This window comes from Luteimonas suaedae (assembly GCF_008312895.1).
Taxonomy (GTDB): Bacteria; Pseudomonadota; Gammaproteobacteria; order Xanthomonadales; family Xanthomonadaceae; genus Luteimonas; species Luteimonas suaedae.
On sequence record NZ_VSSP01000002.1, the window covers coordinates 1 to 15,802 of the forward strand.

Here is a 15,802-nt window from a genome sequence, read left to right on the forward strand (position 1 = left end):
GAGGAGTGAGGAGTGAGGAGTGAGGAGTGAGGAGTGAGGAGTGAGGAGTGAGGAGTGAGCGTAATCGCTCGTCATCCCGGCGTAGGCCGGGATCCAGCTCGACCCCCGCCCACCCGTCGACCGCTCATCACCCGGCGCCTTCCTGTCCGAACCGCTTCTTGAAGCCATTGTCGCTGAAGCCCTGGGTGACGACGCCGTCGTCGGTCACCACCACCGGGCGCCGGATCAGCTGCGGATACTCCTTGAGCAGCAGTTTCCACTCGGCCTCGGTGCCCGGCGTCTTGCGGTTCGGCGGCAGGGTGCGCCAAGTGGTCGAGGACTTGTTGATCAGCGCGTCCCAGCCCCCGGCTTGGCCGGCCCAATCGGCCAGCGTTGCCAGCGCCTGCGGCGTTTCGCGGTAATCGACGAAATCGTGCGCGACGCCGAAGCGGTCCAACCACTTGCGCGCCTTCTTGCAGGTATCGCAGTTCTTCAGTCCGTACAGCGTGGTCATGTCCCATCCCGGAGATTCTGGAGCACCCATTGTAGGAGCGCGCCATGCGCGCGAAGCCGCGGGCATTTCGCCGCCCGCAAATTCCGGTGGCCGGCGTGCCTGCCGGTCCAGGATCGCGGCGTCCACCGGATCCTGCCGACACCCGCGGCATCGCGCGCATGGCGCGCTCCTACGGGAAGCGGAGATCAGTCCGCCAACCCGCGCAGCAGTTCGTTGACGGAGGTCTTCGCTCGCGTACGCTCGTCCACCCGCTTGACGATCACCGCGCAGTACAGCGAATGGCTGCCGTCGGCGGCGGGCAGTGAACCGGCGACCACGACGCTGCCGGGCGGCACCCGTCCGTAGGCGATCTCGCCCGTGGCGCGATCGTAGATGCGCGTGCTCTGGCCGAGGAACACGCCCATCCCGATCACGCTGTGATGGCCGACGATCACGCCCTCGACGACCTCCGAGCGGGCGCCGATGAAGCAGTGGTCCTCGATGATCGTCGGCGCGGCCTGCAGCGGCTCGAGCACGCCGCCGATGCCGGCGCCGCCGGAGATGTGGCAGTGGCGCCCGACCTGCGCGCAGGAGCCGACCGTGGCCCAGGTATCGACCATCGTGCCCGCGCCGACGTACGCGCCGATGTTGACGAAACTCGGCATCAGCACCACGTCGCGGCCCAGATGGCTGCCGCGCCGCGCCACCGCGCCGGGCACCACGCGCACGCCCAGGTTCCGGAACGCCGCCTCGTCGTGACCGGCGAAGCGCGCTTCCACCTTGTCCCAGAACGGCGCCGGCTCCGCGTCGATCACGGCCATGTCGTTGATCCGGAAGTACAGCAGCACCGCCTTCTTCAACCATTCGTTGACGCGCCAGCCGCCGTCGCCGTCGGGCTCGGCGACCCGCAGCGCGCCGGCCTCCAGCCCACGCATCGCCTCTTCGATCGCCGGGCGCACGGCACCGGCGGTTTCCTCAGGCGTGAGCGCGGCGCGGCGTTCGAAGGCACTGTCGATGGTGGCGCGGAGCAGCTCGAGCGCGGCGGCATCGGCGGTGAAGGTCGGTTCGGTCATGACGGTGTCGGTCTCGGCAGGAATCATCGGGGGGCATCGCCGTCGAGCACCGCCAGCAGCGCCTCGCGCAGCGACTCGCGCCGCGCCTCGTCGAGCGCGTCGTTGCCGGCGGCGAGCCGGAACACGTCCTCGACGCGTTCGCCGTAGGTCGCCACCCGGGCGTCATGCACGCGCAGGCCCTGCAGGCGCAGCACGTGGGCGACATCGGCCAGCAGCCCGGGACGGTCGGTGCAGACCAGGCTGAAGACCGTGTGGCGGCCGTCGGCGCTGTCGCTGAAGTCGATCTGCGGTACCACTCGGAAATGGCGCAGGTGGCGCGGCTGTGCGCGGCGCGCGGGACGCACGTCGAGCGATCCGGCGAGCACGGTGTGGAGCTTGCGTTCGATCGCCGGCAGGTCCGGCACGTGGCGCGGGTCGGTCGGCAGCACCTGGAACACGTCGAAGATCGTGCCGCCCGGCCCGTCGATGGCGCGCGCCTGCTGGATCGCCAGGCCGCTGCGGTCCAGGCTGATCGCGATCGCGGTGAACAGGCCGTCGCGATCGCGCGAATGCACGAACACTTCCAGCGCCTGCGCGCCCGCCGCCAGTCCCCGCACGCGCACCACGGTGTCGCCGGGTGCGGTGCCGCGCAGCGCCAATGCCTGCCAGGCGACCTGGTCGGCGCGGCCGCGCAGGAACACGTTCTCGGGCATCCGCGCGAACAGCGCATTGGCCTCGTCGTCGTCGACGCCGTAGGCGGACAGCAGGCCGCGCGCGCGGTCGCGGGTCTCGGCCACGCGCTCCACCGCCGCCACCGGGTTCTCCAGCCCGCGCCGCATCGCCAGCCGGGTGGCGGTGCGCAGGTCGGTCAGCAGGCGGTCCTTCCAGGCGTTCCACAGCCGCGGCGAGGTGCCGGCGATGTCGGCACAGGTCAGCAGGTAGAGGTAATCGAGCCGCTCGCGGTCGGCGACCTCGCTGGCGAAGCGGTGGATCACCGCCGGATCGGAGGTATCGAGCTTTTGCGCGGTGGTCGACATCAACAGGTGCTTGCGCACCAGCCATTCGACCAGAGCGGCGTCGGCGTCGCTCAGGCCATGGCCCTCGCAGAACTCGCGCGCATCGGTGGCGCCGAGCTCGGAATGGTCGCCGCCGCGGCCCTTGGCGATGTCGTGGAACAGGCCCGCCAGCAACAGCAGTTCCGGCTTGCGCAGCTGCGGCCAGACCTCGTGCGCGGTGGAGAAACGCTCGTCCGGGCTCTCGTCAGCGAAGCTGGCGATGTTGCGCAGCACCGCCAGGGTGTGCTGGTCGACCGTGTAGACATGGAACAGGTCGAACTGCATGCGCCCGGACACCTGCGCGAACTCGGGAATCCACACCCCGAGCACGCCCATGCGCGACATCCGCTCCAGCGTGCGCACCGGCGTGGGGCCGCGCAGCAGCGCCATGAACTGGCCGCGCAGCTCCGGCTCCGCATCGCGCCAGGACGGCAGCGCGTGCAGCGACTCGGCTAGCGCGCGTGCGGTCTGCGAATGCAGGCCACGCACGTCGGGGCGCTCGGCCCAGATCGCGAACAGGTCGAACACGCGGCCGACATCGCCGCCCGGCCAGACCTCGTCGCGCGCGGCCAGGTAGCCGCGCCGGGTGGCGAACTCGGCGTCCAGCGGCACCAGCTCGCCCTCGCCCTCGATCTGCTCCTCGAAGCGCTGTTGCAGGCGGTCGTTGAGGCGCAGCACCACCGAGGCGCTGCGGTAGAACGCCTGCATCATCTGCTCGACCAGCGCGTTGTCGGCCTCGTCGACATGCGCCAGGCGCGCCGCCAGCGCCTTCTGATGATCGAAGCGCAGGCGTTCCTCGGCCTTGCCGGCCACCAGGTGCAGGCCGAAGCGCAGCCGCGACAGCGTGCGCCGTTCGCGCTCCATGGTGGCGTGCTCGTCCACGCCCAGCAGGCCGAGGGTGATCAGCTGTTCGAAGCCGTAGGCGTCCAGTACGCGGCGCGCCATCCAGCGCAGGGTCTGCACGTCGCGCAGGCCGCCGGGACCGTCCTTGAGGTTGGGCTCGAGATTGTCGGCGGTGTCGCCGTAGCGCGCGTGGCGCGCGCGCTGCTCTTCGCGCTTGGCCGCAAAATATTCACCCGGCGGCCAGGTGCGCGCGGTCGAGATCGCGTCGTTGAGCGTGCGCACCTCGGCCAGGTTGGCCAGCAGCGGCCGCGCCTCCTGCAGCGTGGTCTGCACGGTCAGGTCGTCGGCGGCGGCGCGGGTGCACTCGGCGGCGCTGCGCACGGCATGGCCCACCGGCAGGCCGGCGTCCCACAGCAAGGCGAACAGCCGCGCCAGCGCATCGGCATGCCGCGCCTGCGAACCCTCCTCCGCCAGCGCCAGCACGTCGATGTCCGAATGCGGGAACAGCTCGCCGCGGCCGTAGCCGCCGACCGCGAACAGCGCCAGCGGCGCGTCGGACGGAATGCAGCGCGCCCAGGTCTGCCGCACCCAGCCGTCGACCGCATTGACGCGCTCGGCCAGCAGCCGGTCGATGTCCTCGCCTGCGTCGAAACGGCGCGCGAGCTCGGCATCGTGATCGGCCAGCGCAGCGCGCGCTTCCGCGGCCCATGCGGCGTCGTCGGCCTGATCACCGCCGTTGGGGTACGCCGGAGGCTGCACCGACCCCATCCTCAGAGATACTGGTCGTTGTCGTCGCCCGGGATCCGGGTGAGGATGTCGAAGCCGTCCGCGGTCACGGCGATGGTGTGCTCCCACTGCGCCGACAGCTTGCGATCCTTGGTCACCACGGTCCAGCCGTCGGGCAGCACCCGTGTGTGGCGCGAGCCTTCGTTGATCATCGGCTCGATGGTGAAGGTCATACCTTGCTTGAGCACGAGGCCGTCGCCGGGCCGGCCGTAGTGCAGCACCTGCGGCTCGTCGTGGTAGACCTTGCCGATGCCGTGCCCGCAATACTCGCGCACCACGCTGAAGCGCTCGCTTTCGGCGTACGTCTGGATCGCGTGGCCGACGTCGCCCAGGGTCGCCCCGGGGCGCACGGCGCGGATGCCTTCGAACAGCGCCCGGCGGGTGGCCTCGACCAGCCGCCTGGCCATCACCGACGGCTCGCCGACGTAGTACATGCGGCTGGTGTCGCCGTGCCAGCCGTCCTTGATGACGGTGACGTCGATATTGATGATGTCGCCGTCCTTGAGCACCTTGGCTTCGCTGGGAATGCCGTGGCAGATGACGTTGTTGGCGGAGATGCAGGTTGACTTGGGATAGCCGCGATAGCCGATATTGGCGGGCGTCGCCCCCTGCACCTGGACGATGTGGTCGTGGCAGATGCGGTCGAGTTCATCGGTGGTCACGCCCGGCTTCACGTGCGGGGCGACCACCTGCAGCACCTCGGCGGCCAGGCGCCCGGCCTCGCGCATCCGTTCGATCTCTTCGGGGGTCTTCAGGGAAATACTCATGGGGCCATTATCGCCGATTGCGGCGACAGGCCGGGCACAGGGGGCGCCGGCAGGTAAAAACCGGGCACCCGCCCCCGGTTCAGCGTCACTTGTTGACACGATCGCGATCTCCGGCCGGGCCACCGCTGGTGTCGGGCATCGTCACCTGTGCCTAGCGCGGTTGGCATGTATTGTGCTGATGACTCGTAGCAGAGTCCGGCCCAACCGGAACAGTCGTCATTCGCGGAGAACATGCCCATGAACACCCTCAAGTCGCTCGTCGCCGTAGCCGCCATCGCCTGTGTCGGACTGTCCTCGGCCGCATACGCGCAGTCGGCCTCCACCACCTTCGACGTGACCATCACCATCGCCAGCGCCTGCAGCATCGACACCCCCGCCGCGACCGACGTCGACTTCGGCACCAACGCGTCCACCGCGACCAACATCGACGCTGCCGGCCAGCTCAACGTGAACTGCACGCCGGGAACCGATTACGACATTGCCCTCAACGAAGGCCTTAACGCAGCGGGCGGCGGCATCACCGCGCGCGCCATGGCCAACGGCCTCACCCTGGTGCCCTACCAGCTCTACCAGGACGCAGGGCGCACGGTGGTCTGGGGCGACACCCTCGACACCAATACCCTGGCCGGCACCGGCACCGGCGCGGTGCAGGCCTTTCCCGTCTACGGCCGCGTGCCCAGCGCCAACTTTCCGGCGGCGACTTACCTTGACACTGTGACGGCGACGATCACCTACTAAGGTCGCGCAAACGCCATGTCGCCGCTGCTCGGCAACAGATGGCGGACCGGTTGCGTGGCCGCCCTGCTGCTTGCCAGCGCCGTCGCCGGCGCGGCGAGCCTGCAGGTCACGCCGACCACCGTCGTCGTGCCCGCCGACCGCAGCGCCGACGGCCTGGTCCTGAGCAACAACGGCCAGGCGCCGCTGCATGCGCAGGTCCGGGTGTTCCGCTGGACCCAGGCCAACGGCGAAGACGTCCTGGAGCCGACCACCGAACTGGCCATTAGCCCACCGATGCTGGAACTGCCGCCCGGCGGCGAGCAACTCGTGCGGGTGATCCGCCTCGGGCCGCCGCCGGCCGAGGTGGAGGCCAGCTACCGGGTGATCGTCGACGAGCTGCCGCTGGAGCAGCCGGACGGGCCGGAACCGCAGGCGAAGGGACTGCGTTTCGTGCTGCGCTACTCGATCCCGGTCTTCGTTGCCCCGCAGAGCCGGCAGACGACCGCTCCGGTGCTGCACGCACGCCTGGCCGGCGGCCCGGAAGCGCGCTTCCTGGAACTCGAGAACCTCGGCAACGGGCGCGCACAGGTTTCGGATCTCGCCCATGTCGGACCCGATGGCGACCGCCTGGTCATCGCCGCGGGTCTGTCCGGTTACGTGCTGCCCGGCCGCAACCGCCGCTGGGCGCTGCCGGCCGGTCTCGGGACGGGTTCCGGCGGGACGTTCCAGGCCAGGATCAATGGGGAAGCGGTTGAACGCACGCTGGTCCTGGATCGGTAATGTGCTGCTCCTGGCAGCCACGGTACCCGTCGTCCAGGCCCGGACCGGCGCCACCCAGCTGCCCGCCACCGGGAGCCCGGCGGCAACACAGGGCAGGGCGGTCACGCGCCTGTACCTGGAAGTGATCCTCAACCAGACGCGTCAGCCGCAGCTGCTGGCGTTCGAGCAGCGCGACGGCCGCCTGTATGCCGACGCCGCCGCATTGCGCAGCATCGGTTTCCGCCTGCCGGCGCACGCGGACGGGGAACCGGTGGCGCTCGACGGCATTCCCGGCACCCGGGTGCGCTACGACGCGGCGCGGCAGCGCGTCGCCATCGACGCGCCGCTGTCGCAGCTCGCCCTCGGCACGACCGCGCTCGGCGGCGGCGACGCGCCCGCGCCGGTGGCCACCGAAGCGGCGCCGGGCGCCCTGCTCAACTACGATCTGTACGCCACCGACAGCGACGCCGGCAGCAGCCTCACCGCGACCTCGGAACTGCGCCTGTTCGGCATCGGCCGCGGCGTGCTGAGCAATACCGCGGTCGCCCGCGGCTACCGCAGCGACGGCGACGGCCGCGGCTGGCGCGGAGACTCGGTGCGGCTCGATACCCATTGGCAGCTGTCGTTCCCGGAGTCGGCGGTGACGGTGACGCTGGGCGATGCCTTCACCGGCTTTCTCGACTGGACCCGGCCGGTGCGGATCGGCGGCCTGCAGATCGGGCGCAATTACGGGTTGCAGCCGTACCGGATCACCACGCCATTGCCGGCATTCCTCGGCGAGGCCGCGGTTCCGTCGGAGGTCGAGCTGTACGTCAACGGCGTGCGCCAATACAGCGGCAGCGCCCCGGTCGGGCCGTTCCAGCTGACCCCGGTGCCGGGCCTGACCGGCGCCGGCAATGCGCACATGGTCGTCACCGATGCCTTCGGCCGCGTGCGCACCCTCGATTTTCCGTTCTATTCCACCCAGCGCCTGCTGGCGCGCGGCCTGTCCGACTGGTCGGCCAGCCTGGGCGCGGTGCGCGAGGACTACGGGCTGCGGTCGTTCTCCTACGGCGGCGATCCGATCGCCAGCGGCACGTTCCGCTATGGCGCCAGCGATCGGTTCACCTGGGACGCCCACGCCGAAACCGGCGCCGGCCTGGTCAACGCCGGGGTCGGCGGCACCTGGCTGCTGGGCCTGGCCGGGGTGTTCAACGCCTCGCATGCGCGCAGCGCCCACGACGGCGCCCGCGGCTCGCAGAGCGCGCTGGGCTACGGCTGGAACAACCGCCGCTTCAACGTCTCGCTGGACAGCCGCCGCACCCGCGGCGACTACCGCGACATCGCCTCGCTCTACGGCGCGCCGCCGCCGTCGCGCAGCGAACGGGCCTTGGCCGGCATCACCAGCGCCGCGCTCGGCAACTTCAGCCTCAGCTACGTGCGGCTCGACACTCCCGACCCCGACCTCCAGCCGTCGCGCTATGCCGGCCTGTTCTGGAGCCGCAGCTTCGCCGGCGGCTGGTCTGCCAATCTGTCCGTCAACCGCAACCTCGACGACAGCGACGACCGCAGCCTGTACCTGGGCGTGGTCGTGCCGCTCGGTTCCGACCACCAGCTCGGCCTGTCGTGGCAGCGCGACCGCGACCGCGACAACGCGGTGATCGACCTTGCCCGGCCGGTGCCCGGCGACGGCGGCTTCGGCTGGCGGCTGCAGGGACGCGCCGGCGATGACGACGGCGGCGGCCTGGCCGAGGCCGGCTGGCTCGGCGACTACGGACGCCTCGGCGCCGGCGTCGTGCGCCACGGCGACAGCCGCCACGTCTATGCCCAGGCCAACGGCAGCCTGGTGCGAATGGGCGGCAGCACCTTCGCCTCGCGCAGCGTCTACGACGCGTTCGCGGTGGTCTCCACCGACGGTGTCGCCGGCATCCCGGTCAAGCTCGAGAATCGCGTGATCGGCCACACCGACGAGCGCGGCATGCTGCTGGTGACCCGGCTCAACGCCTGGCAGCGCAACAAGCTGTCGATCGACCCGATGGATCTGCCGCCCGACGTCCGCATCGCCGAGGTCGACCGGCTGGCCACTCCCAGCGACCGCGCTGGCACCCGCGTGCGTTTCGAGGTCCGGCCGGTGCATGCCGCGGTGCTGGTGCTGCATGACGCCGATGGCCGGCCGCTGCCGCTGGGCAGCCGTGTGCGGCTCGTCGACGGCGCCGCCAGCGAGGCCATCGTGGGCTATGACGGTGAGACCTACCTCGAGCAACTGCGGCCACGCAACCGCGTCCGGGTCGAACTGCCCGGACGCGCCTGCGAGGCCACGTTCGACTATCCGCAGGCGGTGGCTGCTACCGTCCCCAGGATCGGGCCCCTGCGCTGCATGGAGCCATCGCCATGATCCATTCCCGGAGCCTCGTCGTCCTCGCTTTGACCCTGGTCGGACTGTACTGTGCGCCGCCCAGCGCCGAGGCTGCGACAACATGCACCGCCAGCACGACACCGCTGGCGTTCGGCACCGTCACCGGAGCGGCGAATGCCGACAGCAACGGCAGCGTCACTATCACCTGCAACACCTTCGGGCTGTCCTTGGCCGCCGGCGTCCGGGTCAGGATGTGCCTGTACATTGGCGACGGCGTCAACGGCCCCGGCCACTTCAACCCCAGGCGCATGACCAACACCTTCGGCGACCCGCTGCAGTTCCAGATCTACCGGGACGCCGCCCGCACCCTGACCTGGGGCAATGGCAGCTTTCCGTCGCCGCTAAATATCGACTTGCAGTACAGCGTGCCGTTGCTGGGGGGCAGCGGCAGCGTCACCGCCAACCTGTTCGGGCGCGTCTTCGCCCAAACCGGTTTGGCGGCCGGCAGCTACACCAACCCGTTCACGGGCGGGCACACCTTCATGGAGTTCCGCTACGCGGAAGCACTGCTCGGTACGCCGGCATGGCCGGCATCCTGCAGTTCCGGCGGTATTGGCGGTGGCAGCACCACCTTCCCCTTCACCGCCAGCGCCACCGTCCCCAACAACTGCACCATCTCCACCGCCACCAACCTGGCCTTCGGCACCGTGCCCGGCCGCATCAGCGCCAACCGTGACCAGACCTCCGCCATCACCTTCACCTGCACCGGCCGCACCGCCTGGAACGTGGCCTTGAACAACGGCCAGAACGCCAGCGGCAACATCCGACGCATGCGCCTGGGGACCACCGGCAGCTATGTGAACTACGAGCTGTACCGCGATCCAGGCCGCACCCAGCGCTGGGGAGCGACCGCCGGCACCAATACCGTTCCCGGCACCGGAACCGGCAGCGCCCAGACCCTGACGATTTACGGCCGCGTGCCGGCCACCCAGGTGGTCCCTGCCGGCAACTACCGCGACGTGATCACGGTGACCGTCACCTATTGAGGCGGTTCCCGGCATACCTTCGCGTCCACTCTCTTCGCGGGAAAGGCCATGCGCCTGGAATCCCCGGATATCGATAATCCGCAGCAATTGCTCCTTCCGCCCGTCCGCGCTATGATTCGTCGGCTGTGTAGGCAGCTTTCGCTCCCCACGCCGCCGATGCCGGGCGTCACCGGCAAATCCACACCCGTCGCCACAGTCCGTGCCGGGGTGCCTGTTGCAGGAACCGGAGCCCGTCTCCGCGACCCGCACCGGGTTCGGTCACGGAAGCGACGGGGAGGCCCAACCCCGGAACCTTCGCCCGCCCGCGGGCGTACCGCCCTATCCCATCCATGGCCGGCGGCCGGTTCCATTATCAGGAGTTTCAGGCAATGCCCCAGATCACCATGCGCCAGATGCTGGAGGCCGGCGTGCATTTCGGCCACCAGACCCGTTACTGGAACCCGAAGATGGCGCCGTACATCTTCGGCGCCCGCGGCAAGATCCACATCATCAACCTCGAGAAGACCGTGCCGCTGTTCGGCGACGCGATGAACTTCGTCTCCGCCATCGCCCAGAAGCGCGGCATCATCCTGTTCGTCGGCACCAAGCGCAGCGCGCGCGAGGCGGTGAAGGAAGAGGCCGAGCGCTGCGGCATGCCGTACATGACCCAGCGCTGGCTGGGCGGCACCCTGACCAACTTCGCCACCGTGAAGAAGTCGGTCGGCCGCCTGAAGGAACTCGAGGCCGCCGAGACCGACGGCACCTTCGACAAGCTGGTCAAGCACGAAGTGCTGGGCTTGCGCCGCGAGCGCGAAAAGCTGCTGGCCTCGCTCGGCGGCATCAAGGAAATGAACCGCCTGCCCGACGCCCTGTTCGTGATCGACATCGGCCACGAGGACATCGCCATCAAGGAGGCCAAGAAGCTCGGCATCCCGGTGGTCGCGGTGGTCGACACCAACTACGATCCGGCCCTGGTCGACTACGCCATCCCCGGCAACGATGACGCCATCCGTGCCGTGCAGCTGTACGCAGGCGCTGCTGCCGATGCCGTGCTCGAGGGCAAGGCTGCCGCGCCTTCGGCCGCCACGGTCCGCGAGGAAGACTTCACCGACGGCAGCGATGGCGACAAGCGCCGCGCCCCGGCCAGGAAGAGCGCCGCGAAGAAGGCCCCGGAGAAGCAGGCAGCCACGTCCACGGCTACCGCCGCTGAGCAGACTTCCGCTGCCGAGGTCGCAGCCGCCGAGCCCAACACCGCCCAGACCGGCGAGCTGGATACCGCCGCGACCGCGCCGGAAAAAACCCCGGCCGCCGAGTAACCGCTACGTCACGCGGCTGCGCCACCGTGCGCAGCCGCCTTTCCCGCAGGAGCGCCCCAACGGGTGCGCCGGGCCCACGGCCCGGTATCGCGCTTGTCGAGCGCTCCCGCGCAACACCCACGATCGAGGTACCCCCAATGGAAATCACCGCAAGCCTGGTCAAGGAACTGCGCGAGCGCACCGGCGCCGGCATGATGGAGTGCAAGAAGGCGCTCACCGAGAGCAACGGCGACATCGACGCCGCCGCCGAGGCGCTGCGCAAGTCCGGCCTCGCCAAGGCCGACAAGAAGGCCAGCCGCGTCGCCGCCGAAGGTCGCATCGCCACCGCCCAGGCCGGCGGCAAGGCCGTGCTGGTCGAGATCAACTCCGAGACCGACTTCGTGGCCAAGGACGAGAACTTCATCGCCTTCACCGAAGCCGTGGCCGACGCCGCGCTCGCTTCCGGCGGCACCGATGTCGATGCGCTCAAGGCCGCGAAGCTCGCCTCCGGCGAAAGCGTCGAGGAAGCCCGCGCCGCGCTGATCGCCAAGGTCGGCGAGAACGTGCAGGTGCGCCGCATCGCCCGTGTCGACAGCGACAACAACGTCGCCGCCTACGTGCACGGCGGCCGCATCGGCGTGCTGGTCGAAGTCCAGGGCGGCGACGCCGAACTGGCGCGCGGCCTGGCGATGCACGTCGCGGCGATGAACCCGCCCTACAACAAGGCCGCCGACGTCCCCGCCGACTTCATCGCCAAGGAGAAGGAGATCGAGCTGGCCAAGATGTCGGACAAGGACCGCGCCAAGCCGGCCGAAATCCTGGAAAAGATCATCAGCGGCAAGCTCAACAAGATCGTCAACGAAGTCACCCTCTACGGCCAGCCCTACGTGCTCGACACCAACCAGAGCGTCGAGGCCGCGCTGAAGGCCGCCGGCGCCGACGTCGTCGGCTTCCAGCGCTTGGCCGTCGGCGAGGGCATCGAGAAGGTGGTCGAGGACTACGCCGCCGAGGTGATGAAGCAGGCCGGGCTGGCCTGATCTTCCCAACCGCCACCTCACAAATGAGAAAGCCGCGGCATGCCGCGGCTTTTTTCTTGTGCCCCAGGCGGATCCGCCCGCTTGTGGGTACGGGCTGCCGTTCCGCAGCCGCAGGCCGATAACACCCGACGATCGTCCCATCCGCCTCGGAGCCGCCGTTGATCGCCGATGGCGCTGGTCGACGGCGTCCCGCTGTACATCACCTTCTCCGCCGGGCTTGCCAGGGGGCGATAGCGGCCTGTTCGCTAGCACCGAAGATCTTCTCAAGGATCTCGATCAGGCCCTCTACAGCGTCGAGCGCGATGGTTGCAATCAGAAGCCGCGATCCATCTACCAAGGCACTAGTTCGAGGTGCTGCCGCCGAGCGGCTCGCGACGCGAACCGACCTTCGCGCACGGCCGGACGAACGCGGGGGAGCGAACGTCCGGCCGCGATGCGGCCATTAGCTCTTGGTAGCGGTAACTGGCCGCACGCAGGGTTGCAAGCTCAGATGAAACATGATATTCGCCAAGACAGGTGAGCGATGTTGCTCATCCGGCTTTCTGTACTTGCTCATTTTCCTTTTTTAAAGAAATCGGGGAGAAAATCCATGCGTAATCTGAAGAGGGCGGCGCTGTGCGCCGCGCTGTGTGTTGGCCTGAACGGCGTAGCTCACGCCCAATCCAACGCAGCAGGTTCGATCTACGGCACCGTCGAGCCCGGATCCACGGTGGTCATCAGTCGCAGTGACACCGGGTTCCGTCGCGAGATCCAGGCCGATGCCAGCGGACGATACCGGGTGCCATCCCTGCCGGTAGGTGAATACGAGGTCACCGTGACGAGGGGTGGACAGGCCATCGGCAGCCGAAGCGTGCAGGTGCTTCTGGGCGGCGGCGCCGACGTCTCGTTTGCACGCGCCAGCGATAACGTCCAGGACTTCGCCGCGGTCACGGTGACGGGCACTGCCGCGTCCTACATCGACGTGTCGAATACCGACACGCGCGTCGTCTTCACCGCGGAAGACCTTCGGCGCATCGCGGTCGGCAACAATATCGAAGCGGTGGCGATGCTCACCCCGGGCGTAGTCGCGGCCGACTCGCGCTACACCAACGCCTCGGGCGCCCCCGTGCAGTCCTTCGGAGGCTCGGCCGCTTCGGAGAACGCCACCTACATCAACGGCTACCCGGTCACCAACCCGTTGACCAACCTCGGCAGGACCACGCTCCCGTTCAACGGGATCAGCCAATACCAGGCCTTCATCGGCGGCTACGGCGCAGAGTTCGGCCGCGCCACCGGTGGCGTGGAGAACATCATCACCCAACGAGGCACCAATGAATGGAATGGCGGCCTCTCGGTGACATGGACGCCAGAGAGCCTGCGGGCCGACCAGCGCAACATCTACTATCCACTGAACGGAACGGAGAACGACGGCCTGCTCTATCAGAACCTCGCGGCGCAGACGGACGACCAAATACTGTATGGAGGTTATGTGAGTGGCCCCATCGTGAAGGACAAGCTGTTCTTCTACGCCAGCGCCGAGTTCACGGACCGGGAGCGGGAAACCTACTCCGCACGCGGGTCCAACCAGTACTATGAACGCGACTATGAAGTGCCGCGGTGGTTGGCCAAGGTGGACTGGCACATCACCGACGACCACCTGCTCGAGTTGACTGCCGTTTCCGACGTGACCAAGCAGACCGCAATATTCCAACCCTACAATTACAATACAAACCAGATCGACTGGGACGCCGAGCCTGCGGGCTACGAATGGGAGGATGGCGGCGAACTGTATATCGGCAGGTACACGGGCTATCTCACCGACAATCTGACCTTATCGGCGTTGTACGGTCGCCAGAAACAGGATCACATCGAGAACCTGGTAGGGTACGACCCCAGCGTTGTCTACGTCAGCGATGCCCGCAACATTCCCAACCAGGTCCAGCATGGTCAATTCCCCCAGATTGCATTTCCTGACGCATTCGACGAGACCGAAGGCGGACGCCTGGATCTCGATTGGCAACTGGGAAATCATGGCCTGCGTCTGGGATACGACCGCATAGACTCGACCTCGCGGGCTGGTGAACAAACCTCGGGGCCAGGCTATCGCTGGCTTTACGAGTCTGTCGGTCCCGGCGCGGCGAACGACACGATCCCCGGCAGCGGCGGCGCGAGCGGCCCCGGCGGCAACGGCGATTACGTAGTCAGGTACATCTATGCCAACGGCGGCACCTTTGAGGTCAAGCAGTATGCTTACTATTTCGAGGACCGCTGGCAAATCAACGACCGCTGGCTTCTGTCGCTCGGCGTGCGCAACGAGAACTTCGAGAACTACAACGCGGACGGCATCATCTATGTCGAGCAGAAGAACCAGTGGGCGCCGCGCATCGGAGCCACCTGGGACGTGCACGGCGATTCCAGCCTGAAAGTCTTCGCCAATGTCGGTCGCTATCATCTGGCCATGCCGAACAACGTGGCCCGCCGTGGCGCTGCCGGCTCGCTCTATACCCAAGAGTACTTTGCGTTCACCGGCATCGACCCGACGACCGGAGAACCCCTCGGGCTGACTGCGCTGGGCGACGGGCCGCATTCGTCCAATAACGAGTTCGGCCAGGCTCCGAACCCGCTCACGGTCGCGGCCAAGGATATTGACTCGCACTACCAGGACGAGTTCGCGATCGGATTCGAGAAAGCGCTGGGCGACAAGCACATCTTCGGTGCGCGCTACATCTATCGCGACCTGAAAAGTGCGATCGACGACATGTGTGACTATCGACCTGCCTATGCCTGGGCGATCCGCAACGGTTACTCCGAGGATATCGCAACGGAGATCGGCGACTCGCTGGCGCACTGCCGCCTATTCAATCCGGGCGAGGACAATACTTTCGTCCTGGATGACGCCGACGGCAACCTCTACGAGGTACCGCTCACTGCGGGCGAGCTCCGCTTCCCGAAGCTGAAGCGCTCGTATCAGGGCATTGATCTATTCCTCGAGCGCCCGTTCGACGGCACCTGGTACTACAAGCTCGACTACACGTTCTCGAGGAACTACGGCAATGCCGAGGGCCAGTTGAAATCCGATGTTGGCCAGACCGACGTGTCGATGACCATGGATTGGGACCACCCGGAACTGATGGAGCACGCCAACGGCTACCTGCCCAACGATCGCCGGCACTACGTCAAAGCGTATGGCTTCTACCAGATGAACCCGGAATGGCGCTTCTCGGCGACCATGAGCGTCCATTCCGGTCGCCCGAATAACTGTACCGGCGTCTACAATGGCCCGAGCCTCGACGTGTCGGACGAGTTCCGGGACGTCGTCGAGTACAAAGGTCCGTACTACAGGTACTGCAACGGCGAGCCCAGCTCACGCGGCAGTGCCGGACGTCTGCCCTGGACCGGCAAGCTGGACCTCGGGGTGGCCTGGTCGCCGGCCTTCCTGGATCACAAGCTGATGGTCGGGTTCGACGTGTTCAACGTCACGGACTCGCAGCCGGTCCAGAGCATCATCGAATACGGCGAGATTGGTGCTGCGGGCAACCCTTATCACTCTACGCAGCGACCGATCAGCTATCAGGCGCCTCGTACCGGCCGGCTCACTGTCCGCTACGACTTCTGATCCCACTGCCCTCTCCAGAACCTTGGGCGCCCGCGTAAGCGGGCGTCTTTTTATCGGCGGCAGA

General features: G+C 68.0%; 11 protein-coding genes. 7 read left to right on the plus strand and 4 right to left on the minus strand.

The annotated features are described in order from the left end of the window. Positions 1-127: 127 nt before the first annotated feature. The 4 genes from FXO19_RS04195 to map form a co-directional block, all read right to left on the minus strand. Complete coding sequence (locus FXO19_RS04195) at positions 128-493, minus strand: Spx/MgsR family RNA polymerase-binding regulatory protein (protein WP_149193843.1); 366 nt, start codon at positions 491-493, stop codon at positions 128-130. A 185-nt stretch (positions 494-678) separates the two neighbouring features. Continuing rightward, positions 679-1,545: a 2,3,4,5-tetrahydropyridine-2,6-dicarboxylate N-succinyltransferase gene (gene dapD / locus FXO19_RS04200; RefSeq protein WP_255516289.1), complete on the minus strand. Its 867-nt coding sequence runs from the start codon at positions 1,543-1,545 to the stop codon at positions 679-681. A 23-nt stretch (positions 1,546-1,568) separates the two neighbouring features. Then, positions 1,569-4,181 (minus strand): [protein-PII] uridylyltransferase, encoded by a 2,613-nt coding sequence (glnD, locus tag FXO19_RS04205; RefSeq protein ID WP_255516290.1) that lies wholly within the window; start codon positions 4,179-4,181, stop codon positions 1,569-1,571. Positions 4,182-4,192: 11 nt separating this feature from the next. Beyond that, a complete protein-coding gene (gene map / locus FXO19_RS04210) occupies positions 4,193-4,975 on the minus strand; it encodes a type I methionyl aminopeptidase (RefSeq protein WP_149193846.1) in 783 nt (260 codons plus the stop codon). Between the two features lie 237 nt (positions 4,976-5,212). On the opposite strand from map, the gene FXO19_RS04215 reads away from it, so the two are divergent. From FXO19_RS04215 to FXO19_RS04245, 7 genes are all read left to right on the plus strand, one after another. Beyond that, complete coding sequence (locus FXO19_RS04215) at positions 5,213-5,713, plus strand: Csu type fimbrial protein (RefSeq protein WP_149193847.1); 501 nt, start codon at positions 5,213-5,215, stop codon at positions 5,711-5,713. Between the two features lie 15 nt (positions 5,714-5,728). Continuing rightward, positions 5,729-6,472: a fimbrial biogenesis chaperone gene (locus FXO19_RS04220; RefSeq protein ID WP_149193848.1), complete on the plus strand. Its 744-nt coding sequence runs from the start codon at positions 5,729-5,731 to the stop codon at positions 6,470-6,472. A 1-nt stretch (position 6,473) separates the two neighbouring features. Then, on the plus strand, positions 6,474-8,825 hold the full coding sequence (locus tag FXO19_RS04225) for a fimbria/pilus outer membrane usher protein (RefSeq protein WP_187775622.1): 2,352 nt from the start codon (positions 6,474-6,476) through the stop codon (positions 8,823-8,825). Beyond that, positions 8,822-9,832 (plus strand): Csu type fimbrial protein, encoded by a 1,011-nt coding sequence (locus tag FXO19_RS04230; RefSeq protein WP_149193850.1) that lies wholly within the window; start codon positions 8,822-8,824, stop codon positions 9,830-9,832. The genes FXO19_RS04225 and FXO19_RS04230 overlap by 4 nt, the downstream gene beginning before the upstream one ends. 368 nt (positions 9,833-10,200) lie before the next feature. After that, complete coding sequence (rpsB, locus tag FXO19_RS04235; RefSeq protein ID WP_255516291.1) at positions 10,201-11,127, plus strand: 30S ribosomal protein S2; 927 nt, start codon at positions 10,201-10,203, stop codon at positions 11,125-11,127. Positions 11,128-11,264: 137 nt separating this feature from the next. Then, positions 11,265-12,143, plus strand: coding sequence for a translation elongation factor Ts (tsf, locus tag FXO19_RS04240; RefSeq protein WP_149193851.1), 879 nt, complete (start codon positions 11,265-11,267; stop codon positions 12,141-12,143). Between the two features lie 589 nt (positions 12,144-12,732). Further along, positions 12,733-15,738: a TonB-dependent receptor gene (locus tag FXO19_RS04245; RefSeq protein WP_149193852.1), complete on the plus strand. Its 3,006-nt coding sequence runs from the start codon at positions 12,733-12,735 to the stop codon at positions 15,736-15,738. The last annotated feature ends 64 nt before the right edge of the window (positions 15,739-15,802 follow it).

Coding starts and splice junctions, on each gene's coding strand:
- rpsB (WP_255516291.1), top strand. CDS start 10,201: ATGCCCCAGATCACCATGCGCCAGATGCTGGAGGCCGGCGTGCATTTC.
- dapD (WP_255516289.1), bottom strand. CDS start 1,545: ATGACCGAACCGACCTTCACCGCCGATGCCGCCGCGCTCGAGCTGCTC.
- FXO19_RS04195 (WP_149193843.1), bottom strand. CDS start 493: ATGACCACGCTGTACGGACTGAAGAACTGCGATACCTGCAAGAAGGCG.
- FXO19_RS04220 (WP_149193848.1), top strand. CDS start 5,729: ATGTCGCCGCTGCTCGGCAACAGATGGCGGACCGGTTGCGTGGCCGCC.
- tsf (WP_149193851.1), top strand. CDS start 11,265: ATGGAAATCACCGCAAGCCTGGTCAAGGAACTGCGCGAGCGCACCGGC.
- map (WP_149193846.1), bottom strand. CDS start 4,975: ATGAGTATTTCCCTGAAGACCCCCGAAGAGATCGAACGGATGCGCGAG.
- FXO19_RS04245 (WP_149193852.1), top strand. CDS start 12,733: ATGCGTAATCTGAAGAGGGCGGCGCTGTGCGCCGCGCTGTGTGTTGGC.
- FXO19_RS04215 (WP_149193847.1), top strand. CDS start 5,213: ATGAACACCCTCAAGTCGCTCGTCGCCGTAGCCGCCATCGCCTGTGTC.
- FXO19_RS04230 (WP_149193850.1), top strand. CDS start 8,822: ATGATCCATTCCCGGAGCCTCGTCGTCCTCGCTTTGACCCTGGTCGGA.